A 21,954-nucleotide genomic window follows, 5' to 3' on the forward strand; every position below is an offset into this window, starting at 1 on the left:
GAATGTCTTTTTTGTTTAGTTTTTTCAACCAATATTCAAACTCATATTTCATTTGCTTCTCATAACTCTCTTGGTATATTAAAATCATAATTCCTTTCTCTTTCTTAAGGTATACCTAGAGAATTAAGCACAACCATTCGTAAAATTACACTTTTAAAGACAAAATGAGAGGTGGATGCTAGTCAATGCATCTTTACTCTCCTTCTGTATTTGAATAGCCTCTGATAAATTATGATATGTAGACCTATATCTTTTGAGATTCAAGCTTCAAAACCTTACAGAAAAGCATTCTGAATGTATCATTTTTTCTAATGAAAACAGTTCGGAATGATTTTTTAGTGAAGTCAATGGAATCAAGGAACTGAATGTAACTTAATTAGGATTAAGTTACATTCACTTCAAAAGAAAAAATTAAATAGCTCGTTACCCAACTAACTCTTTAATCACAACAAGAAAGCCTATAAAAGCTACTAATATGTATACATATCCATCTATCTTTTTTTGGTTTTTTACATCCTCAATACCGAGGGAGAAGAATAGCAAAGATCCTATTGAAAAAAGAAAAGGAGTAGATAACTCAAAGTCAGGAATGATTAACCACGAAACCATCAATACAACAACTAGTAGTCCAAGAAAAATATTTAGTTTGCGTAACAATTTTTTTCTCCTCTCTAAATTGAAATTATTTAAGTGAACGTAACATAATTCACATTAAGTTACATTCATACTTCGCGGTTCTCCAAAGTAAACGGAGCAAATGCGTATAGACATTTTAGTATTTTTTTACCTTCCAATACATTCTCAACTACAACAATCCTGAGCTTTGTTTAAATCCTTTTCTTTAATAAAAATTACTTGATTCCTAACTTCGTAATCTATATTATTTTCTTCTAATCTCTCTACCGCCGAATCACTATAGTCTCCCCAACTAACCTCATAATCCTTTTCATCACTAACTCCACAGGCTTGTAAAAATAAAATACTTAAAATCAACACTGTTTTTTTCAGAGTTCTCCCCACTTTCTAAATTTTTGTTGCATCCATATTTCAAATCTAATAGTACGGATAAACTTTTCTAGGGATAAACGATAACAAAGTATTCAAAGTATCGATTCTTTTCTAGAAAAAACTGAATGTAACTTAACTGCACATAAGTTACATTCAAATCCCACTTCCCTGTGATTTGATTCACTGCACATCATTTAAGTTAAACTGTATTCTTCGAAGTTCAAGAACAATTGAGTAAGGCTATCAAATAAAGAGCGTTGCGCTTGATTCTGCCAATCTTCTTCTACATCCGCCATCAGCCACATGACTTCATCAAGGAAAACATGTTCCAGTGCTTTCGGCCAATTTATTTTCTCCTCAAGCGATAAGTCCACGGATTCCCCATATCCAGATAGAAACAGGTGCCATTGCTGTTTTGTAAACGTTCGGTCTGGAGCAGAGGCAAGTTCATTATGAAACAGCAAAAGGACGAGTGCCAAATCAAATATTCGGGGAATCCATCCAGCATTATCCGGATCAATCAAATAAGGCTGGGGAGTATAAATTAAGTTATTCGCTTTGAAATCGTGCGGTGTTGCGACGGAAATCAAGCCAGCTTGCTTCAGTTCCTCTTGTTGACGAACCGCTTGCAGAAGACGGACTTCTAATATCGGATTCATTTTAATGCCGTGTGGAGCTGCATTCTGTTCAATGCGCTGGAAGCTCTCTTTAACTTCCTCTCCTGTGAAATCAAATACATCGTATATATCCAATTCGTATTCATTATCAGTTGGAGATAATGCATGAATTCGCCCAAGTAACCTTCCCGCTTCTTTGATCTCCCACTCCTTTCCCGTATAAGGCACTCCTTGAACAAAAGGATAAACGACGTAGGTTTCTTCACCGAAAGTCCTTGGATTTTCTGCTTGAATCTTTGACGGAATGACCACATCTACACCTTGTTCGTTTAATGTTTTTGTATATCTCATGAGACGATTTGCTTTCTCGATTGGGTGCTGCGTTTTTTTGACTATAAAGTCGCCTTCAGGTCGTATCATCCGGTAAACTGGCGAAAACGGATAGATGCTAAGTGGTTCATCTTCTGCTTCAAAACCAAAATTCTTCACGATTGTTTTAGCCCTCATATAATTCTGCCTACTTTCTGTTTAATTTCTTTCATACGGACTGCTTTCATAATCTATCTTAGACAAATATGTATACGATTATATTACCAATAATTAGAAAATTTAAAAATGATGTTTTATAAGTTTATATGTAATTTAAAAAACCGTTCGTAAAAGTACACTTTTACGAACGCTGTAAAAGGGCTTGGAAATGACCCAAAAGAGCGTTCGTAAACGTGTCAAATCACTTTACGAACGTCCGCTTTTTTCCAGATATCTTTACGAACGCTTTAACCGTTTTAAATTAAACAACTTTATTACTCATCAATATGGAAGCAAAAAAGCCGCACAGAACCTGACGGCTTTTTCCTTATCCCCTATCTAAAAAGTTATGACTCAGGTTCTTCTTTCAATATGTCCTCCAGGAATTTTTCCCGGTGATCAAGAAAATATTTCGTGATTTGATAATGATCGGTTTGTTCATAGTCAATTTCTTCTATTTTCCCTTCGTCAAAACTTAATATTGAGGCTTCCGGATAACCCAGCAAAATAGGTGAATGTGTAGCAATGATAAACTGGCAGCCTTCTTTAACCGTCAAATCATGAAGAATCCGTAAAAATGCCAATTGCCTCTGTGGTGACAATGCAGCTTCCGGCTCATCCAAGAGATAAATGGCCCGTCCATTAAAGCGATTCTGGAACAATGAAAAGAACGACTCCCCGTGAGATTGTTCATGCAAAGAACGTCCCCCGTAGCTTCGGTATGCATCGGCTCCCTCTTTCTGCAATTCATCGATATGAGTGGCAAAATGATAAAAAGATTCCGCTCGCATGAAAAAACCATTGGTGATTTTGGGCATCCAGGACAAGCGGATATAATCTCCTAAAACTGAATGGGAAGCATGAATAGCGTATGTATTATTGCGCCCGCCGCCCGCTGTATTGAATTCGCATTTCTCGGCGATCGCCTCCAGCAATGTGGATTTCCCGGATCCATTTTCACCGACAAAGAAAGTGATATTCCTTGTCAGCTCCAGTTCATCAAAACTTTCAATGGCCGGGATCGTGAAAGGATATTGTGTAAAGTCGACTTTGTCTTTATTGAGCAAGCTTATCCGTTTCAAAAACACATTCCCACCTCTACTTCCCAAAAGTCTTTATGGATAACAATGATATTTCCCCTTATTTTAGCATACGGATTATATATTTAAGACAAAATAAGAGCCCTCATATTTATGAGAGCTCTCCATATTAATTACACTGCCACATTATTCTTTTTCAAAACACCCACTGTCAATGCAGCAACGATTGCTCCAATGAGGATCGCCAGAGCGTAAAGCAGAATGTTCAATGCGCCGCCTTCCACAAAGCCCATTACGAAAACTCCGCCGTGTGGAGCACGCAAACCGATATCAAACAGCATGACAAGTGCTCCTGTCACGGCCGCTCCAGCAACAGATGCCGGGATGACACGAGCCGGATCGGCTGCTGCAAACGGAATGACGCCTTCTGTGATAAAACAAGCCCCGAGAACATACGCTGTTTTGCCGGCTTCACGTTCCGGTTTGGTGAATTTCTTCTTGAACAGCGTTGTCGCAATCGCCATGCCAAGCGGTGGAACCATCCCGGCAGCCATGACTGTCGCCATGAAAGTGAAATTGTCTGCATCCAGCATGGCAATACCGAATGTATATGCGGCTTTATTGACTGGGCCGCCCATATCGACTGCCATCATGCCGCCAAGCAGCAAACCGACCAGCACCAGGTTCGTACCGCCAAGGCTTTCCAGGAAAGAAGAAATTCCTGTATAAACGCTTGTCAGCTGTGGATTGACGAGCATCATGATGATACCTGTGATAGCAATGCTGAACACCGGATAGAATAGAACCGGTTTCAAACCTTCAAGCGCATTCGGCAAACCGGCGAAAGCCTTTTTCACCAATAGCGTTACGTAACCTGCCAGGAACCCGGCGATCAAACCGCCAAGGAAACCTGAACCGCCACTGACTTCATCAACACCGGAAACGGTAATGGCGATCAGACCCCCAATCATACCTGGTGCAAAACCTGGCCGGTCAGCAATACTCATTGCGATAAAACCGGCAAGAACCGGCACCATCAGGAAGAATGCATTTCCGCCGCCGATTGTATTCAGCATTGCAGCAAATTCATTGTAATTGGGGCTTGTCGGATCTGTAGCGTCTATTCCCCAGAAAAACGAAATAGCGATCAGGATTCCGCCTCCGACTACGAATGGCAGCATATTCGATACACCATTCATCAAATGTTTGTAGAAGCCGCCTTTGGATTCTGATTCAGCTGCATCGTCCTTTGACTTATCGTGTTTGTAGACAGGTGCATCATTCGTAACAGCACGGTTCAAAAGATTATCGGTCTCATAGATTGCTTTCCCGACCGCCGTCTGGATGACCGGTTTGCCGTCAAAACGCCCCATATCCACTTTTGTATCCGCAGCTACGATAATGGCATCCGCTTCGGCAATATCTTCAGCAGACAACCGGTTTTTAACACCACTGGAACCATTTGTTTCGACTTTCAGTGAAATGCCCAGCTCTTTTGCGCGGTCATTCAATTTTTCAGCCGCCATATACGTATGGGCAATGCCCGTCGGACAGGCTGTAACCGCTAAAATCCTTTTTGAGGTTGTCTCCGGCATTGCTTCTGAGGCTGTAGTGTCTTCAGGGCCTTCAACTTCAGTCTCCTTGTCTGATACCGCACGCAAAACTTCTTCTTTTGAATCGGCAGCCAGAATCTTTTCCCGGAACTGTTCATCCATCAAAAATGTCGCTAATCTTGATAGGGCTTCCAAATGTGCATCATTAGCGCCTTCACTGGCAGCGATCATGAAAAATAAGTTTGCCGGCTGGCCGTCCATCGATTCAAAATCAATGCCGTTCAGCGCTCGTCCGAATGCAATCGCAGGAAACTTGACTGCTGCTGATTTCGCATGTGGAATGGCAATTCCTTCACCGATACCCGTGGTGCTTTGTGCTTCTCTTGCCAAAATGTTTTGCTTAAATGTTTCTTTATCCGATAATTTCCCTGCTGCATCCAGCTGATTCACCAATTCATCGATCACAGCTTCTTTTGAACCCGCCATCAAATCCATGGCAATCGTTTCTTTTGTCAATAAATCTGTAATTCTCATCTTTTCACATCCAGTCTCTTAAATGGGCGAACTTCTATCTGGTCCGTTAATTTTTCTGTATCTTCTTTCCTGCACAAGTCATCACTGAAAGCAGTCGCACTGCCGCTTGCTATACCATAGCGGAATGCTTCTTCCTTGGAACTGCCATCTGACAAAGCAGCGATGAAACCGGAGACAAGTGAATCACCTGCTCCCACTGTATTGACCATTTTCCCTGTTGGAGCTTCAGCGAAATAAGCCGCCTCCCGGTCAACCAGCATGGCCCCATCTGCTCCCATCGAAACAATGACATTCTCGACTCCTTTAGCAGTAAGCTGAAAAGCACATTCTGCGGCATGTTGCTTATCTTTGATCGTTGTCTGGAACAATTCCCCCAGTTCTTCGATATTGGGTTTAATGAGGAAAGGGCGACTGTCGATCAATTCTTTCAAGGCCTTTCCTGAAGTATCCAGTACGAACCGAACATCCTTCTTCAACAAAATATCACCCAGCGTTTTAAAATAATTGATTGGCAAAGATTCCGGAATACTTCCTGACAAGACGAACCAATCGCCAGATTCGATACTTTCGACTTTCTCCTTCAATTGCTGTAAATGACTGGCACCCAGCTCCGGACCGGGTCCGTTCAATTCGGTTTCCTCGGCAGCTTTGATTTTAATATTGATCCTCGAAATCTGGCCGGTGTCGATAAAGTCTGTCCGTACATCTTCAGCTGCCAGAAAATCCTGGATGAACTGGCCGGTAAAACCTCCGGCAAATCCGTAAGCAATACTGTCGACCCCCAGGCGTTTCAAAACCCGGGAAACGTTAATGCCTTTGCCACCGGGATAATAATGGACCTTTTCACTTCTGTTCAAGCCACCTGTCCTGAAATCGGGCAAATAATTCGTGTAATCGATCGACGGTGACACAGTACATGTGTAAATCATTGCTCAACCACCTTTACTGGCGTAATTTTCTCAAATTCCTTTAAAGATTCAGCCGACAGTCCATCCACAATCAATGCTGCTTCCTGCAGATCCATGATTGTGGCGAAACTTACTTTATTCACTTTGCTGTGGTCTGCCAGGATATATGTCTTTCTGGCATGAGAAGCCGCTTTTTTCTTAATGGCTGCTTCCTCCGGGTCAGGCGTCGTATAGCCAAAATCGGCATGAATGCCATTCACCCCGAGAAAACTGATGTCGAAATGATAAGTTCCAAGTGCAGCTAAAGCACCCGCTCCGACGAACGCGCCGGTTCGCGGCTTCAACATTCCCCCTGTCAGGTAAGTGGTAATGCCTGCTTCATTCAGCGCAACTGCAAGTGGCAATCCGTTAGTCACAACCACCGGGTTCTTATCTTTTAGATGAGGAATCATTTGCAGAGTGGTTGTTCCTGCATCCAGGAATACACTGTCGCCTTCCTGAACAAATGTGGCTGCATATTCAGCAATCGACTGTTTTTCTTTTAAATTCCGGGTCGACTTGTCATCCATGCTCGGTTCCTGCAAATTACGAGTCGGAAGGATTGCCCCTCCAAAAACACGTTCAAGTTTTCCCATGTTCTCGAGTTCAGTAAGGTCGCGGCGCAAGGTGGATTCAGAAGCGTCCGTCTTTTCAACCAAATCCTGCAATTTAACGGTCCGCTTTTCATCCAGCAATTGTAATATGTAGTCGTGCCGCTCATTGGTTAACAAACTAATCACCTGCTTTAGTAATTTTAAGTAGATATTACTTGAAATCGCTTCCAAAATCAATCATAATCATTCATAAGCAATCAAAAACGTTCATTTCTATCCATTAACCCTTTAAATCATTAAGGTTTATACTAAAGGAAATGAGCTTATAACTATTGAGGAGGAAATTTAAATGACTGAAAAACAATTTACAATAACTGATGAAGCGGGTATGCATGCGCGCCCTGCCTCTGCACTGGTTGGTACAGTGAGCAAATTTAAATCCGATATCCAATTGGAGTATAAAGGCAAGAAAGTCAATCTGAAATCAATCCTGGGCGTCATGTCCCTCGGGATCTCATCAGGTTCGGTTGTCACGATTTCTGCTGATGGTGAAGATGAAGATGAAGCAATGGCTAAAATCGAAGAAGCAATGAAAGCGGAAGGGATTTCGAACTAATGACAGCTGAATTATATGGAATTGCGGCTTCTGACGGAATTGCCATAGCAAAGACATACCGCTTGGAAAGTCCATCTCTTGAATTTGATAAGAAGTCAATTGAAAACCCTGCACTTGAAATTGAACGGTTCCACACAGCGATTGCTGTATCTGCAGAAGAACTCGAACTCATCAAAGAACAGGCCGAAACGCAAATCGGACCTAAAGAAGCAGCGATTTTTGGTGCTCATCTCATGGTGCTGAGTGATCCTGAACTGATCGGACCGATTACAGAGAAAATTGAAAATGACCTGGTCAATGCTGAGTTTGCCTTGCATGAAGTGTCGGACATGTTTATGAATATTTTCGCTTCGATGGACAATGACTATATGAAGGAACGCGCAGCGGATATAAAAGATGTCAGAAACCGTGTATTGGCCCATTTACTGGGAGTGAAGTTTCCGAACCCGGGGTTGATTTCAGAGAAAGTAATCCTATTGGCTGATGATCTTACCCCATCAGACACGGTCCAGTTCAATCCTGAATTCATCCAGGGTTTTGTAACTGAAATAGGCGGCAGGACATCACACTCGGCCATTTTGGCGAGAACGCTGGAAATTCCTGCAGTAGTCGGAGTCAAAAAATTGATGGCAAGCTTAGGGGATGAAACTTTGCTTATCATTGACGGCATTGAAGGGAAGATTATTGCAGATCCCACGGAAGAACAAATTGAATTGTATAAGAAACGCAAAATTGATTTTGAAGACAGAAAAACAGCGCTGGCTGCATTGAAAGATGCACCCTCTGTTTCCGCAGACGGTTTCAAAGTGGAACTGGCTGCCAATATCGGTTCACCGAAAGACGTGAAATCCGCGCTTGAAAACGGGGCGGAAGCAATCGGCCTTTTCCGGACGGAATTTTTGTATATGGGCAGAGACAGTTTCCCGACTGAAGAACAGCAATATGAAATTTATTCTGAAGTACTGAAGGCTATGGGAGATAAACCGACTGTTGTCCGTACATTGGACATCGGAGGAGACAAGGAACTGTCTTATTTGGATTTGCCGAAAGAACTGAACCCGTTTCTTGGGCTTCGGGCAATTCGCTTGTGCCTCGAGATGCCCGATTTGTTCAGAACGCAGCTGCGGGCTTTGCTCCGTTCAAGCGTCCATGGCAATCTGAAAATCATGTTCCCGATGATTGCAACGCTTGATGAATTCAGGCAAGCCAAGCAATTGTTTTTAGAAGAACGGGAAAAGCTTTCAGCAGAAAACATTCCTTTCAATAACAACATCGAAGTCGGCATAATGGTTGAAATCCCTTCTACAGCTGTGATGGCTGACCTTTTCGCTAAAGAAGTCGATTTCTTCTCCATTGGAACCAACGATTTGATCCAGTACACGATGGCTGCCGACCGAATGAATGAGAATGTCTCACATCTATACCAGCCGTTCAACCCTGCAATACTGCGGATGGTGAAAATGGTTATAGACGCTGCCCATAAAGAAGGAAAATGGGCTGGTATGTGCGGAGAGATGGCTGGAGAAGAACTGGCTGTTCCAATCTTACTGGGTCTTGGTCTTGATGAGTTTTCAATGAGTGCTTCTTCCATATTGAAAACCCGCTCCATGATCAGCAGCTTGTCGAAAGCGGAAATGGAAAAACACACCGACTCGATATTGGCATTGGCTACTGCAGAAGATGTAAAAAATTATGTATCTCAATTAGTGGATAAATAAAATCGAACAAATTTTCTATAGTTGTCGATATTCCGCAAAACAGCTTCGAAGACATTAGCCGAAGCATGCGAGGCTAAGTCTTTGCGACGAAGCAGCGCAGCGATGCAGGAGCACAATGTTTTTTCCCGGGGGCTCGCACTGAGCTAACTCGGACTCGGTACCCCTTCGTCCGAGTGGATCTCAGCACTTCGCTCGAAAGGTAGTTGGAAAGCCAACTACCTTTCTGCTCCCCAAGGCGTCTTCGCTTTTTGCTCCATATCTCTAGAGATTTCTTTAAGCAGAAGACGAGTGGCTTCTCATCTTATTGTAGTAGCTAATGTGCACCTCCTTTGCGACGAGCTTTACGCAGGAGCATTATCTCTGCCCTATCCAAAGCGTTATCTATGATAATTCATTAGTTCAATATGCATGATTCGGATTTAAGAAATTGTAGGAATAAAAATAACCCCTTGGATGAGACTAGTGCTCACTCCAAGGGGTTATTTTAAATTTTGGGAGAGTTTTGCTGCCAACTCTTCTGGATACAGCTTAATCGTCGTGAGCTTGTCCCTGGCAACCCATACAGCTTCATAGCTTCCCCGTTCCGCAGCGGATGCTGTAAATTCCATGCCAGCGCCTGTGCCAAACTTCCCGCCAGTCATTTCAGCCATGAAATAAGATTCCTCCGCCGGCTCCGACATCGTATAAATGCATTCACCGATTTCCACTTCCAGTCCCAGTTCTTCCATTGCTTCCCGTTTTGCTGCTTCTGCAGGTGTTTCATCTGCTTCGATACCGCCGCCCGGAAAGACATAATAGGTCTGGCCTTTACGTATTCTTTTGATCAATGCCAATCGATCGTTTTCACTGATGATCACAGCAGCCCGATTTCTCATATCCTTATCCGCCTTTCAGTATTTTTAACCGATTTGCTTGAAATTCAAGCTGCCGGGTATATAATAGTATGTATAAGAAAAAGCCGCCCGGTGCGTCAACACCGAACGGCAAGCAATCGGCAGGTCCCAAGAAGGGAGATCAGCCATTAGGTTACTTAATAAGGATAACCCGCAGAGCTACCAACTCAAGGGCGGGTTATTTTTTTTGTCCAGACTACAGCGCCCAGCTCTTCGGGACATAAGTCAAGCCAGCTGCATGGCACAGAACGCAATTTCGCTGGCTCGCCTTATGCCTTTCAGAGCTGAACGGGCGCTTCCGCTTTTCTTTAGGTCTTTAGACGAAATCATAAGCATCAGGCTTGCGAAAGTTACTGCAAACATCAATGCTTCAAAAACCGTCATATGCACCACCCCCTTTCTGCTGGGGATGGCCAACCACCCTTGAGTTCCCTATTCGATTGCATCTTTCAGTTTACCATAGTCACTTGGAGAGTCAGACAGGCTATTTTCTCATTTTCATTAGTTTATTGTGTGATGAATAATTCTTTTCAATAACTATTTGCTTGCTGCTGGTTCAGCTCTATCACAAATGTAGTGATGCTTTTCACTTTTTCCGAATGTTCACCTTCCAATATATACATATCACAATAGCAGAAATCCCGGACATTCCCTTCTTCATCATTACGGCGGCTGATTCCTTTAACTGCAGCTTCGCCTTCGCTGCATATAACCGATTCAATATCGTATTCCATATTGCTGAAGTCCGCGATGCCGAATGCCGCATCCAATAAACCTTGTTTCCCTTTCACAGGTTCCGCTCCGACGATCGACCAGGTGACATCTTCCGTGACATGATTGTTTATAAATTCCTGATCTCCATTAAAAAAAGCGGCATTGAATTTACGAAAAAACTCCACTTTCGCCTTCTCTTCCATCTGGATCGCCTCCGAATATTTTCTGGTGAAGGGTTGGCATTTTTACAACTAAAGAATAGATAAACCCTTATCCTCCTCCCTTGATATTTCTGATATTTCTGATATTTAACCACATTCTAATTTTACCTCAAAAACGCATATAAATAAATACAGCAAGTTCCATATATGCCCACTCTGAACAATAAACATTTATGGCCCTAAATACACAAAAAGCCGCTCCCACATATAAGGAACAGCTTTTTGCGTTTATCTTCTTAGTCGTCTGGTTCCTCTTCTTTTTCAGCCCGTTCTTTCTGTTGATTCTGTATATCTTCCGCTTCCAGATCCGGCAATTGCTCTTCAGGCGTTCCAGTAAAATGTTCTTCCCTATCTTCTCCGTTGTTTTGCTGCTCTTTTTTGTCAGTCATCCGGATCACTCCTTTGTTAGTGTTTACTGTCCTTTACCCGCTCATGCATTTTTCAAGCAGTTCTGTCCGTTTTCTTTAGTTTAATCCGCCTCTATTCAGGCTATTTCTTTTATATAGTGAAGAGGAAGGATGAGCTGAATGAACGACATTCCTGTTTGGTCAAAAGATCATGTAAGAATGCATTTCCACCATCGGCAATCGGACAGCCATAAAGGCACTTATGGAACGGCTTTATTGATTGCCGGCAGTACGGGTATGCCTGGCGCGGCTGTATTGGCTGCCAAAGCAGCGATGAGGAGCGGCCTCGGGAAATTGGTGGTGGCGACTGCCAGGGAATCCATAACGCCCATCGCTTCCCATGTACCGGAAGCGACTTTCGAGCCTGAATTGATGGAGCGGATCAACGATTCAGAATTTGACTTGGCCTCCTACAAAGCAATTGCAATCGGTCCGGGGATGCTGCCGGATCAAAAAACCGAAGCAGCAGTCGAACATCTGCTTCAACTCGGAAAACCGCTTGTGTTGGATGCAGGTGCGCTGTCAGAGAGAACATACATCAAAACAGAAGCTCCAGTCATTGTGACGCCGCACCCGGGTGAATTTTCACGGATCACAGGAGTGCCGGTGGAAAAACTCCAGCACCAGCGCGCTCATCATGCCGCAATTGGGGCTGCCAAATTAGGTGTAACCATCGTGTTGAAAGGACAGAACACAGTTATCGCATTTCCGGACGGCGAGACTTATTTGAATGCAACCGGCAACAGCGCATTGGCAAAAGGCGGTACAGGCGATACATTGACCGGGATGCTGCTCGGAATGCTCTGCTGCCATGATAATTGGCGCCATGCAGTACTGAACGCCGTCCATCTCCACGGGGCGTGCGCCGATGAATGGACCAAAACCCGCTCCGCCCATACGTTGCTCGCTCATGAACTGACGGAACTTCTGCCGACGGTCATGAAGTCATATGAACAATAATAAAACAGCAGCTCATCAGAATGACTTTCTGATAAGCTGCTGTTTGGTTTGTTTTTATACCATTGCCGTTTCTTCATCCATTTGGACTTGGACTGCATTCGGCTGCTCCACGACGAAGTAGCGTCTATGCCACACCAGGAACATGAAAATCGTCCAGATTTTACGGGCGTTATTTGCTTTATTCGTATAATGCTCTTCCAACAAGGCCAGCAATTCATTTTGATTGAAGAATTCAGCAGCTTCGTCTGAAGTGAAATAGGATTTTATTTGCTGATAGAATTTATCTTCACGCATCCAATTGCGGATCGGTACAGGGAATCCCATTTTTTTGCGGTTCGCTGAAACTTCCGGAAGTGCCCGGCGAGCTGCTAGGCGCATTGCGTATTTAGTGTCATTTGCCCCGATGCGGTAATGAGCCGGCAACTGGGCCGCTGTCGCCATCACTTTCTTATCCAGGAAAGGCACGCGCAATTCAAGGGAATGGGCCATGCTCATCTTATCGGCTTTCAACAGGATATCCCCGACAAGCCAGAGGTTCAAATCAAGATACTGCATTTTTGTCAGATCATCTTTGCCTTTGACACGGTCATAGACGGGCTGAACAATCTCCGCTACTGACGGACCTGTCTGGTATTCAGCTTTTAGCATACGCGCTGCTTCGTGTTCCGGAAATACATTCGCTTGGCCGATAAACCATTTCTCAACCGGCAGGCCGCCTTGGATTAAAAATTGCTTGCCGCGCATCTCCGGAAGTTTCGCCGCAGCAGAACCTACAGCCGAACGCAGACCGGCAGGCAGTTTTCTGTATTTTTTCAGATTTGGACGGATATCGTAATCATCATAACCGCCGAATAATTCATCAGCACCTTCTCCTGACAAGACGACCGTTACATCTTTCTTCGCCAATTGTGCCAAGAAATACAACGGAACGATTGAGGGGTTCGAATGCGGTTCATCCATTAAATACTGGATTTGCTCCAGCTCGGTGAAACACTCATCTGAATTAAGGACTTCATTGATATTCTGGATGCCCAGTTCATCAGACAAGATCTGTGCATTATCGATTTCCGAGAAGTTCTTGTCGCTGAAGCCGACCGTAAAGGTTTTATCCGGCTTGAGCACAGATGCTACATAACTGGAATCCACTCCGCTTGAAAGGAATGAACCGACTTTCACATCACTGATCCGGTGAGCCTGGATGGACTCGCGAATCACGCTGTCGATTTCCTCTACTGTTTCTTCAAGCGGTTTTTCATTCACATCAAAAGACGGTTCCCAGTAGCGCTCGAGCGACACTTGGTTTTGTTCATAGACCATGAAGTGGGCTGCAGGCAGTTTGAACACACCTTTGAAGAACGTCTCGTCCATTACGGAATACTGGAAGGTCAAATAAGGTTTCAACGCGTCCCGGTTCACTTCTTTCTTGAAAGCCGGATGAGGAAGGAAGCTTTTGATTTCGGAACCAAACAGCAAAACGCCGTTCATGTTCGCATAATATAACGGCTTGATGCCGAACATGTCTCTGGCAACAACCAATTTTTTCTCTTTGCGGTCCCAGATAGCACACGCGAACATGCCGCGAAGCCGGCTGAAAATCGCCGTGCCGTATTCCTCGTACCCGTGGATGATGACTTCACAATCCGAATGGGTGGTGAAGTCATGTCCTTTTCCGATCAACTCTTCACGAAGTTCCTGGAAATTATAGATTTCTCCGTTGACCATGGATACAAGGGAGTTGTCCTCGTTATGGAAAGGCTGGCTGCCGCTTTCCAGATCGATGATGCTCAATCTCCGGAAACCTAAAGCAGCTTCGCCTTCTAAAAATTCACCAGCCGAATCCGGCCCTCTATGTATAATCCGATCCATCATATTATTCAGTATGGATCCGGCATTTTGTGTTTCACCGATAAATCCTGTAAATCCGCACATATACTGCCTCTTTTCCCATTAAAATTAATGCTTCATTCTTGTTTCTTCATATATTAAATCACAGCAGGAAATAAAAAAGAACAATTAGTTGATAAATTTTGCAAATAATTTATCTCAGCGCACTTTCGAACATTTTATTACAGAAAAATGTAATTAGTTAACATAAAGATATTTTATTTTAGTCCCTAAGATGAGACGCGTCAATCGATAGCAAGTTCCCTATTTATTTTAATTACTGGAACTTGAAGTTTAGTTCATCTGCCGCAGGGAAATGGATAATCAAATTGTATTAATCTTATCCCGAAATTAAGTAGATTGTTTTACTGAGAAGGAGTCGATTCCATGAAAAACGAAAGAAGTCTGGAAAATGAAGTCTCGGGTTATATCGCTACCTTGCTAAGGCAAAATTTCGGAAAAGGCCCCACTTCTGTGTACGTCACATTGACACGTCCTTATTTAGCCATACACTTCCGGGGGTTTATTGCCCCGATGGAAAGGATTCTTTTGAATAAGCATGAAGAACAGCGGATACTGGAGACGCGGGACTTGCTGATGAATGACTTGGCTTCGGAAATTACATTGCAATTGTACAAACTGACAGGTCTGGATATTGACTCTATTTATGCCGATTGGAACCTGGATAAAGAAACCGGCATGATATTTGCTGTTCTCAATGAGAAACACGATGAAGCCTTGGATTATTGGCCTAAAGATGTCAAAGAGAACGAATTTTATAATGCAATCGATACAGCCAGCCAAAAATCAGAAAAAGTTCCTGAAAAAACCGGCATATACTGGTTAAGTGAGCGCACCATACTGGTGGTCAGGGAACAGATTCTTCTCCCCATTGAAAAAGAGTTAATTGCAAATGGCTATACAGAAGAGTTGAAACTTGCCAAAAGGCCGCTTGAAAAAAGGGTGATCGGCGAAGTTAACATCCCATCATCCGAAGTTCGGTTGATAGATGAAACTTTTGTGGATTGGAACTTCGATAAGGATATAGGCTTCTTCCTTTTTGTATTGAAACCGAAATAGACACTGATAAATTCTTAAACCAAAAAACCTGGCGGGAAAGAGTCTGTCTCTTTCCCGCCAGGTTTTTTCATTTATCCTTTTTCTTGTGAAGATAATCCAACAAGCCCATGGCTCCGACCATCAAATCGAGTTCAATCAGCATGTACACTTCATGGTCATCGGCTATCCCCAGGCTCTTTAAGTGATGTTTGATATGTCTTTTCAACCGGGCGGCCAACTCGACATGAGTTTCTCCTTCCTGTATTGCCGCCTCCCCTTCATCCATGAAGATTTGAAGCCATTCCAGCGTCTGCCCAAAAGCAGCATCCGGCTTTTCCGACATTCCGTAATGCCCATAGAATGCACGGGAAAAACCTCTTTCTTTCATTCTAAGAATCGATTGCCGCATAAGGTCCGGATCAAATTGGTTTGGAGATGTGGAAGGAAGATGGAAATCAATGCCTTCCTTGGCCAATTGCTCATAGTGGATGCCTGCAGTATCGCCCGTAAAAATACCATCGCTGACGGGTTCTAAAATTGCGAAATGATGATTGGCATGTCCCGGTGAATCCCAGAATTCAAGGATGCAATCCGGACTGATTTCCAGCCTGTCCCCTTCCCCTTTAACCAGAATCCTGTCTTCGGAAACCGGTAAAACAGGAGCGAACAGATTGTCAAAACGATTGCCGTAAACCATTTTTGCACCAGCCACTAAGCGGGACGGGTCTGCCAGATGTCTAGCCCCTTTCGGATGCACAACGAGTTTTGCATTCGGACAATCCTGCAGCAGCAGACCTGCTCCCCCTGCATGGTCAAGGTGGATATGAGTAACAATAATATATTCTACATCAGATAATTTATGCCCCATTTTTTTCAGGTCCTCTTTTATATAGGCAACCGATGGACTGGGGCCGGTTTCTATAATCGTTAAATGTTCCTCATTAATAACATATGTACCTGTTCTTTCAGCTATGTCCATGTCAAAGCCATCAATAAGCGTAATACGGTCTGTTAAAGCGACTGGGTCTTTTTTGTCCATATCCATACCTCCTTCAGTAAAGAAAAGTATAACAAATATTCTGGAAATATACCTGGCAAAAAAAGTAACCGCCTAATGTATACGTATACATTAGGCGTTCGAGTTTCTTCTGGTTGTTCTTCTTTCATAAACAACCAGTTTAACATCAGCAGGACCCTGATTTCCCTTTTCACCTTTATTAATCATGGCTGCCAGCCGATTGATCGCTTCTACGTAAATATCCATGTCGCCGGGCAATCCGATGCTGCTTAAACTCATATAATTCATAGCGGATTGTCTGGAATTGCCGATCCCCAGTACAGCGATGTCTTCCGGGACAGCATATCCATAATCGTATAGAAAATCCAGGGCATACCCTCCGTAATAATCTGTTGCCGAAACGATAACATCCGGACGTTGCTTTTGAGCCATCATGGCGGTAAAAGACAACTCGATATCTTCCGTATCGCCTGTCACTTTGACAATTTTGACCCCACTCTCTTTCATGCCTTCAACAAAACCCTCGTAGCGTTCCTGCAGGCGAAGGTCCGATTGGTTGCCTCCCAGCCAGCCGATTGCTTCAGGCTTCATGGATCTGATGTATTCTGCCGCAAGTTTGCCGGCAGCATGATTATCCATCCCTACAGTAATTCCTTCCTGGCCGCCGCTTGAACCACAAAAAATATAAGGGATTCCCGATGTTTTCAAATATTCAACAGCCATCCCCTTAATAATTAAGGGACCAATTATTATTCCTTCCGCCTGCGTATTCAGGATTGCATTAAAGACCGACTCCGGTTTTTCCGGGTTCTGTATATGAATTTCAACAGTATAACCTTTTTGCTGCGCGTTTATCACTGCCTTATTGGCAAATTCAGCATTATCCGGCTCATCCAACTGTCCACAAAACAATGCAATTATCCCGCTCTTCCTGCTGATTAAGGACCGGGCAGCAGCATTGGGGCGGTAATTCAATTGCCGTATGGCGGCATTTACTTTTTCAAGTGTCGGCGCATTCACTTTTTCAGGGTTATTCAAAACCCGTGAAACCGTGGCCTGCGACACCCCCGCAAGTTTTGCTACATCAACCGAAGAAACCATTCATTCCACCACTTTCCGGATTACTTATCCCATGCATGTATACGTATACATTAACAATAAAGCCTTAAAAATAAAAGCCCCTTCCGGAAAAACTTCCTGGAAGGAGCATTTATGTTATTTACTGTCCATAACGATAATTGTCCACGCCTGCTGGAACCCGCAATCGTTTAGCTCTTTTACGGTCAATTGCATCGTTTTCAAATTTTGCGGAAATCAAACCGAGGACTACACCGAACATGGCGCCTGCAAAAACTTCAATCGGCTGATGTCCCAATAGCTCTTTCAGTTCTTCTTCCCTTTTGATCAATTCAAGGCTCGGAAAATCACCTTTCAGGGAAATCAGGCTGTCTTCAAGGTCGTTTACCAATTGTGCTATCTCGCCTGTATGCCTTCTGATTCCTTGTGCATCGTACATAACAATGGTTCCGAAGACGACAGCCAGTGCCGTTTCCGTGTGGCGCGTCCCTTTATTGGCTGCCACATATGTAGCCAGAGCTGATACTCCTGCTGAGTGGGAACTCGGCATGCCTCCTGTAGTAAACGCATGCTTCAAATGCCATTCACCCGTCAGTTTTTTATTTGTCACTATTTTAAGTGCCTGTGCGATCCCAATCGCTGATAAAGATGTGATTACTCCACGGTTCATGCAATCCGCCTCCTGCTTTGGATACTGCAGCAAAAATGCTGTATAAATTCCAATACCCTAAATTTACGGCTCATAACCGGAAATTTTCTTGCATAAAAAAAGAAGCGGCTATGCGCTTCGGATAGTCACAGATTGTTGTCGTTGGAATGCTGCGGCGGCACTATGCCGGTAGACTGCAGTGTATCAATCAATATTTCATGCATCAATTTATAGCCTTCATCATTGGGGTGAATTCCGTCCAGCCAAATACCGGGATTCTTGCCCATTTTATCGGTCTTGGAAATGATTACGCCGCGCTCTCCTATTGACCGGTTCCACCGCCGGTATAGAAGTTTAGTCAAGCCCATATATTGATGTTCTTTTTTCATCGAATTATACAGGTCGTTCTGAACCATCAGCACCTAAGGATTCAACTCGCGGAGCTTGCCGTAAATCTCAAGGAGGTTTTTTCGGTAATTGATGCGGATCGCCTTAAAATTGCGGACCAATCCAGACGTTCCAAGCTTCCGGAAACCCTGCAGCAGGTCGTTTCCCCCGATATTGATAAGCACCAGGTCTGCACGTGACAGGTGTTGATCCCAGAATCCTGAAGTCAGTCTGGCAACCAGCCCACCACTCGTCAGTCCATTGATGCCGAGGTTGATAACCCGGCTTCCCGGAAAACTTTCTTTCAGGTATTTTGCGATGCCTTCTTTTGTCCCGTAGCCATAAGCAACAGAATCACCGATTATGACAATCGTTTTTATTTCATATTCTTTTTTATGTTTTTTAATTTTGCTTAAGGGCGTCTTCTTTAAAAGGGCGCCCGAAAGTATTTTATTTTCCAATCAAAGCACTTCCCTATCATTCAATAATTATCACAATTATATCATTATAATAATAATTTATCAATTAAAAAGACTCATATGAACCATATGAATATACATGCCAGCCAAAATCACTTATCATTTTGTTATGAAGTAAATGGATTATTCACTTAAGGAGGTTAATGATGAATGAAATTTACGCTATATTAGGCATCCTTCTGTTGATCGCTGGCATAATCGATTTCGCCTGGACTACTTTATGGCCGGATGGAGGCGCAGGACCGATTACCAAAAGAGTGTCGTTGTTATTTTGGCTGTTGCTCCGTTGGCTCAGCGGCGGCAAGTCCTCCCTCATAAGCCTGGCTGGCCCCATTATTCTTATTGCGACGCTTTTGACTTGGATTCTGTTGTTTTGGACCGGGTGGACTTTGTTGTTTGCTGCGGATCCGGCCTCATTAATTGATACAAACGACAATAATCCGATCAGCTGGGCTGAACGCTGGTATGTGACCGGGTACCTGCTCTTTACATTAGGGGTAGGCGATTACATCATGGAAGAAGGCTTATGGCAGATTCTCGCCGTTCTTACTGCAGCAAGCGGGCTCGTATTCATTACGCTTGGCGTCACGTATATACTTTCCGTACTTGACGCTGTAACACAAAAACGTGCTTTCGCAGAAAGTGTCCGCGGGATTGGCGTTAACGTGACAGAAATCGTTTCGAATTCATGGAACGGCAAAAACTTTAATGATATCAATCTTTTGCTGAGTTCTTTTTCGTCACAGTTGAGCACGTTGACGTCACAGCATAATGCTTACCCTATTCTGCATTATTACCATTCGAGTAAACGGGACCAGGAACTTGCCGTCTCAGTTGCTACTCTGGATGAAGCATTAACAGTATTTAAGTTTGGAATAAAAGAAGGATATGGCCCGAATAAGCTCCTTGTTCACGAAGCAAGGTCGACGATTGACAGCTTTATCACAACTCTGCGCAGCGGCTATATAAGCCCGGCAGAAATGGCCCCTCCCCCCCCGGACCTCGATACCATGAGGGATAAGGGGATGCCTGTTGTTTCGACTCGTGTTTTCCTGGACTCTCTTGAAGATTTATCCGAGCGACGAAAAGCGCTGCTTGGCAGCCTGCGCGACAACAGCCGGAAGTGGCCGGACTAAACAAACGAAAAACAATCCCCGTCCTATCTAGGACGGGGATTGTCTAACTATCGATAAACTACCTATTCTTCAATCATTTCGCTCCAGGCGGACGCGTTCCGTTGGGAGCTGCCTGCCGCTACATTTTAATGTTGGGCAGAATCCGTGTATTGCTTTCTCGCTTCTTAGTGAATGACGGAATTGCTGATTATAGAAAGCACTTTAAGATATGGAGCAAAACAGCGAAGACTCCCAGGGGAGTAGAAACAGAGTTGGCTGTCCAACTCTGTTTCGAGCGAAGTGCTGAGATCCACTCGGGCGAAGGGGGCCGAGCCCGAGTTAGCTCAGCGCGAGCCCCCAGGAAAGCGCAGCTGTTTTGCGTAATATCGATTCCTGCATTGGTGTTCTTTCTCGACAAGCTGACAATCCCCGTCCTTTCCGGGACGGGGATTGTTTTACTATTATTCAAAAGGATATCTTCTTCTTTCTTCCTGTACAGAAATCCATTGGAAAGTTGTAAACTCATCAAGTGACCAATGGCCTCCGAAACGGCCCAGTCCTGAATTCTTTTCACCGCCAAACGCCACCAGCGGTTCATCGTTGACACTTTGGTCATTGATATGGACCATTCCCGTTTCCATTCGCTGGGCGAAACTGAAAGCTTTCTCGTAATTGGAGGAATGAACCGATCCACTGAGTCCATATTGTGTGTCATTGGCTATACGCAAGGCATCCGCTTCGTCTTTCGCCGGGATAATGGTCACAACCGGACCGAACATTTCATGTTTTGCTGTAGCCATGTCATTTGTCCCTTTCAATACGAACGGAGTCATTACGTTGCCGTCCACTGAGCCCTCCAGCAGAACTTCCGCCCCTTCTGATTTTGCCTGTTCCACTTCACCCAGAATCCGTTGAACGGCTTTTTGATTGATAAGCGGCCCAATCAATGTCGTCGGATCTTTCGGGTCTCCGGCTTTGATTTTTTTGCTAAGCTCAAGAAATTGATTTGTAAACTCCTCATAGATATCCTGGTGGACAATAATGCGGTTGACTGCCATGCAAATCTGGCCGCTGTGCATATATTTGCCGAATACAGCCCCTTCAACAGCTTTTTCAATATCGGCATCCTCCAGGACCACGAATGGGTTGTTGCCGCCTAGTTCCAGTACCGCTTTTTTCACCGTGCGCCCCGCAATTTCGCCAATATGTTTGCCGACGCCGGTAGATCCGGTAAATGAAATCATACGCGGTATCGGGTGTTCGACAAACGCGTCCCCAATTTCAGTGATATCCGGCACCACAACGTTCAATATACCTTTGGGTGCACCTGCTTCTTCAAAAATTTTCCCAAGCAATGTGCCGCCTGTAATCGCCGTTTGGGAATCCGGTTTCAGCACAACGCCGTTTCCTGTCGCGAGTGCAGGAGAAACAGAACGCATTGCAAGATACATAGGGAAGTTAAAGGGTCCAATGACGCCTACAACGCCAAGAGGTTTACGCAGTACTTCATTGCGTTTTCCCGGTACAATCGAAGGCGGCACCTGCGACTCGTTTTCGAATGGGAACGAAGCGGAATGTTTTGTAATAGCAATGCAGAAATCCACTTCCACGTTCGCCTTAATGAATGTTGAACCAGCTTCTTCAATCAGAAGCTGGACCAGTTCGTCTCTGCGCCGCTCCATGATGAGTGAGGCTTCTTCAATGATACGCGCCCGTTCAAAGGGATTGACAGCAGCCCATTCTTTCTGGGCTTCGTAAGCAGCGCGATAAGCTTCATCGATATCTTCGGCGCCTGCCGATTTAAAAGTTGTCACCTGTTCCTGTGTATAGGGGTTAACCACTTCGATTTGTTTTGTACCTGTTCCTTCTTTCCATTGGCCGTTGATGAATTGATGATCCAGATCCTTGTATTTATCCAATTGCCATCTCTCCTTTTATAATCTCATTTACCTTCACTTTCCCTTTTAGATAGTAAA

23 protein-coding genes are annotated in these 21,954 nt (G+C 44.1%); 5 read left to right on the forward strand and 18 right to left on the reverse strand.

All coding sequences use genetic code 11. The annotated features are described in order from the left end of the window. Positions 1–423: 423 nt before the first annotated feature. From AC2Q9J_RS00005 to AC2Q9J_RS00035, 7 genes are all read right to left on the reverse strand, one after another. Positions 424–657, reverse strand: coding sequence for a hypothetical protein (locus AC2Q9J_RS00005; RefSeq protein ID WP_499036193.1), 234 nt, complete (start codon positions 655–657; stop codon positions 424–426). A 144-nt stretch (positions 658–801) separates the two neighbouring features. Beyond that, complete coding sequence (locus AC2Q9J_RS00010) at positions 802–1,020, reverse strand: hypothetical protein (RefSeq protein ID WP_499036195.1); 219 nt, start codon at positions 1,018–1,020, stop codon at positions 802–804. 182 nt (positions 1,021–1,202) lie between these two features. Next, positions 1,203–2,132 (reverse strand): phosphotransferase, encoded by a 930-nt coding sequence (locus tag AC2Q9J_RS00015; RefSeq protein WP_298830803.1) that lies wholly within the window; start codon positions 2,130–2,132, stop codon positions 1,203–1,205. Between the two features lie 368 nt (positions 2,133–2,500). After that, positions 2,501–3,241: an AAA family ATPase gene (locus AC2Q9J_RS00020; protein WP_499036198.1), complete on the reverse strand. Its 741-nt coding sequence runs from the start codon at positions 3,239–3,241 to the stop codon at positions 2,501–2,503. Positions 3,242–3,366: 125 nt separating this feature from the next. Further along, a complete protein-coding gene (locus tag AC2Q9J_RS00025; protein ID WP_499036199.1) occupies positions 3,367–5,280 on the reverse strand; it encodes a PTS fructose transporter subunit IIABC in 1,914 nt (637 codons plus the stop codon). After that, positions 5,277–6,209 carry a 1-phosphofructokinase gene (pfkB, locus tag AC2Q9J_RS00030; protein ID WP_499036201.1) on the reverse strand — a complete coding sequence of 311 codons (933 nt, stop codon included), beginning with the start codon at positions 6,207–6,209 and terminating at the stop codon, positions 5,277–5,279. The genes AC2Q9J_RS00025 and pfkB overlap by 4 nt, the downstream gene beginning before the upstream one ends. After that, positions 6,206–6,958 (reverse strand): DeoR/GlpR family DNA-binding transcription regulator, encoded by a 753-nt coding sequence (locus tag AC2Q9J_RS00035; protein ID WP_499036203.1) that lies wholly within the window; start codon positions 6,956–6,958, stop codon positions 6,206–6,208. Before AC2Q9J_RS00035 ends, pfkB begins: the two co-directional genes overlap by 4 nt. A gap of 172 nt (positions 6,959–7,130) precedes the next feature. Here AC2Q9J_RS00035 and AC2Q9J_RS00040 point away from each other — a divergent pair, with 172 nt between their 5' ends. Both AC2Q9J_RS00040 and ptsP read left to right on the forward strand, forming a co-directional pair. Beyond that, entirely contained in the window at positions 7,131–7,397 is a 267-nt protein-coding gene (locus AC2Q9J_RS00040; protein ID WP_112222408.1) for a phosphocarrier protein HPr, read from the forward strand. Further along, the gene (gene ptsP / locus AC2Q9J_RS00045; RefSeq protein ID WP_499036205.1) at positions 7,397–9,115 is read left to right on the forward strand and encodes a phosphoenolpyruvate--protein phosphotransferase; all 1,719 of its coding nucleotides are present in this window, start codon (positions 7,397–7,399) and stop codon (positions 9,113–9,115) included. The genes AC2Q9J_RS00040 and ptsP overlap by 1 nt, the downstream gene beginning before the upstream one ends. A 479-nt stretch (positions 9,116–9,594) precedes the next feature. On the opposite strand, the gene AC2Q9J_RS00050 is transcribed toward ptsP, so the two are convergent. From AC2Q9J_RS00050 to AC2Q9J_RS00065, 4 genes are all read right to left on the reverse strand, one after another. Then, positions 9,595–9,990, reverse strand: a complete 396-nt coding sequence (locus AC2Q9J_RS00050; RefSeq protein ID WP_499036207.1) for an NUDIX hydrolase — start codon at positions 9,988–9,990, stop codon at positions 9,595–9,597. A 243-nt stretch (positions 9,991–10,233) separates the two neighbouring features. Beyond that, the gene (locus tag AC2Q9J_RS00055; RefSeq protein ID WP_499036209.1) at positions 10,234–10,392 is read right to left on the reverse strand and encodes a hypothetical protein; all 159 of its coding nucleotides are present in this window, start codon (positions 10,390–10,392) and stop codon (positions 10,234–10,236) included. Between the two features lie 146 nt (positions 10,393–10,538). Then, the gene (locus tag AC2Q9J_RS00060) at positions 10,539–10,925 is read right to left on the reverse strand and encodes a nuclear transport factor 2 family protein (RefSeq protein ID WP_499036210.1); all 387 of its coding nucleotides are present in this window, start codon (positions 10,923–10,925) and stop codon (positions 10,539–10,541) included. 254 nt (positions 10,926–11,179) lie between these two features. Beyond that, positions 11,180–11,332, reverse strand: coding sequence for a hypothetical protein (locus AC2Q9J_RS00065; RefSeq protein WP_499036212.1), 153 nt, complete (start codon positions 11,330–11,332; stop codon positions 11,180–11,182). A 138-nt stretch (positions 11,333–11,470) separates the two neighbouring features. On the opposite strand from AC2Q9J_RS00065, the gene AC2Q9J_RS00070 reads away from it, so the two are divergent. Continuing rightward, positions 11,471–12,310 carry an NAD(P)H-hydrate dehydratase gene (locus AC2Q9J_RS00070; RefSeq protein ID WP_499036213.1) on the forward strand — a complete coding sequence of 280 codons (840 nt, stop codon included), beginning with the start codon at positions 11,471–11,473 and terminating at the stop codon, positions 12,308–12,310. Positions 12,311–12,364: 54 nt separating this feature from the next. Here the strand turns inward: AC2Q9J_RS00070 and asnB are convergent, their stop codons facing one another. After that, positions 12,365–14,239, reverse strand: coding sequence for an asparagine synthase (glutamine-hydrolyzing) (asnB, locus tag AC2Q9J_RS00075; protein WP_499036215.1), 1,875 nt, complete (start codon positions 14,237–14,239; stop codon positions 12,365–12,367). A 342-nt stretch (positions 14,240–14,581) separates the two neighbouring features. Here asnB and AC2Q9J_RS00080 point away from each other — a divergent pair, with 342 nt between their 5' ends. Next, positions 14,582–15,274: a Na-translocating system protein MpsC family protein gene (locus AC2Q9J_RS00080; RefSeq protein ID WP_499036217.1), complete on the forward strand. Its 693-nt coding sequence runs from the start codon at positions 14,582–14,584 to the stop codon at positions 15,272–15,274. Positions 15,275–15,341: 67 nt separating this feature from the next. Here the strand turns inward: AC2Q9J_RS00080 and AC2Q9J_RS00085 are convergent, their stop codons facing one another. The 5 genes from AC2Q9J_RS00085 to AC2Q9J_RS00105 all read right to left on the reverse strand — a co-directional run bounded on the left by AC2Q9J_RS00085 (position 15,342) and on the right by AC2Q9J_RS00105 (position 18,845). Further along, on the reverse strand, positions 15,342–16,292 hold the full coding sequence (locus AC2Q9J_RS00085) for an MBL fold metallo-hydrolase (protein ID WP_499036219.1): 951 nt from the start codon (positions 16,290–16,292) through the stop codon (positions 15,342–15,344). A 90-nt stretch (positions 16,293–16,382) separates the two neighbouring features. Beyond that, positions 16,383–17,372, reverse strand: coding sequence for a LacI family DNA-binding transcriptional regulator (locus AC2Q9J_RS00090; RefSeq protein WP_499036221.1), 990 nt, complete (start codon positions 17,370–17,372; stop codon positions 16,383–16,385). 118 nt (positions 17,373–17,490) lie between these two features. Further along, positions 17,491–18,018 (reverse strand): divergent PAP2 family protein, encoded by a 528-nt coding sequence (locus tag AC2Q9J_RS00095; protein ID WP_499036223.1) that lies wholly within the window; start codon positions 18,016–18,018, stop codon positions 17,491–17,493. Between the two features lie 125 nt (positions 18,019–18,143). Next, positions 18,144–18,413 (reverse strand): hypothetical protein, encoded by a 270-nt coding sequence (locus tag AC2Q9J_RS00100; RefSeq protein WP_499036225.1) that lies wholly within the window; start codon positions 18,411–18,413, stop codon positions 18,144–18,146. 6 nt (positions 18,414–18,419) lie between these two features. Next, positions 18,420–18,845 carry a GDSL-type esterase/lipase family protein gene (locus AC2Q9J_RS00105; protein WP_499036227.1) on the reverse strand — a complete coding sequence of 142 codons (426 nt, stop codon included), beginning with the start codon at positions 18,843–18,845 and terminating at the stop codon, positions 18,420–18,422. A 164-nt stretch (positions 18,846–19,009) separates the two neighbouring features. Here AC2Q9J_RS00105 and AC2Q9J_RS00110 point away from each other — a divergent pair, with 164 nt between their 5' ends. Beyond that, entirely contained in the window at positions 19,010–19,999 is a 990-nt protein-coding gene (locus AC2Q9J_RS00110; protein WP_499036228.1) for a two pore domain potassium channel family protein, read from the forward strand. A gap of 440 nt (positions 20,000–20,439) precedes the next feature. On the opposite strand, the gene AC2Q9J_RS00115 is transcribed toward AC2Q9J_RS00110, so the two are convergent. Further along, positions 20,440–21,897, reverse strand: a complete 1,458-nt coding sequence (locus AC2Q9J_RS00115) for an aldehyde dehydrogenase family protein (RefSeq protein ID WP_499036230.1) — start codon at positions 21,895–21,897, stop codon at positions 20,440–20,442. Between the last annotated feature and the right edge of the window lie 57 nt (positions 21,898–21,954).

It is taken from the genome of Planococcus sp. RAB007_Raresut (assembly GCF_057369535.1).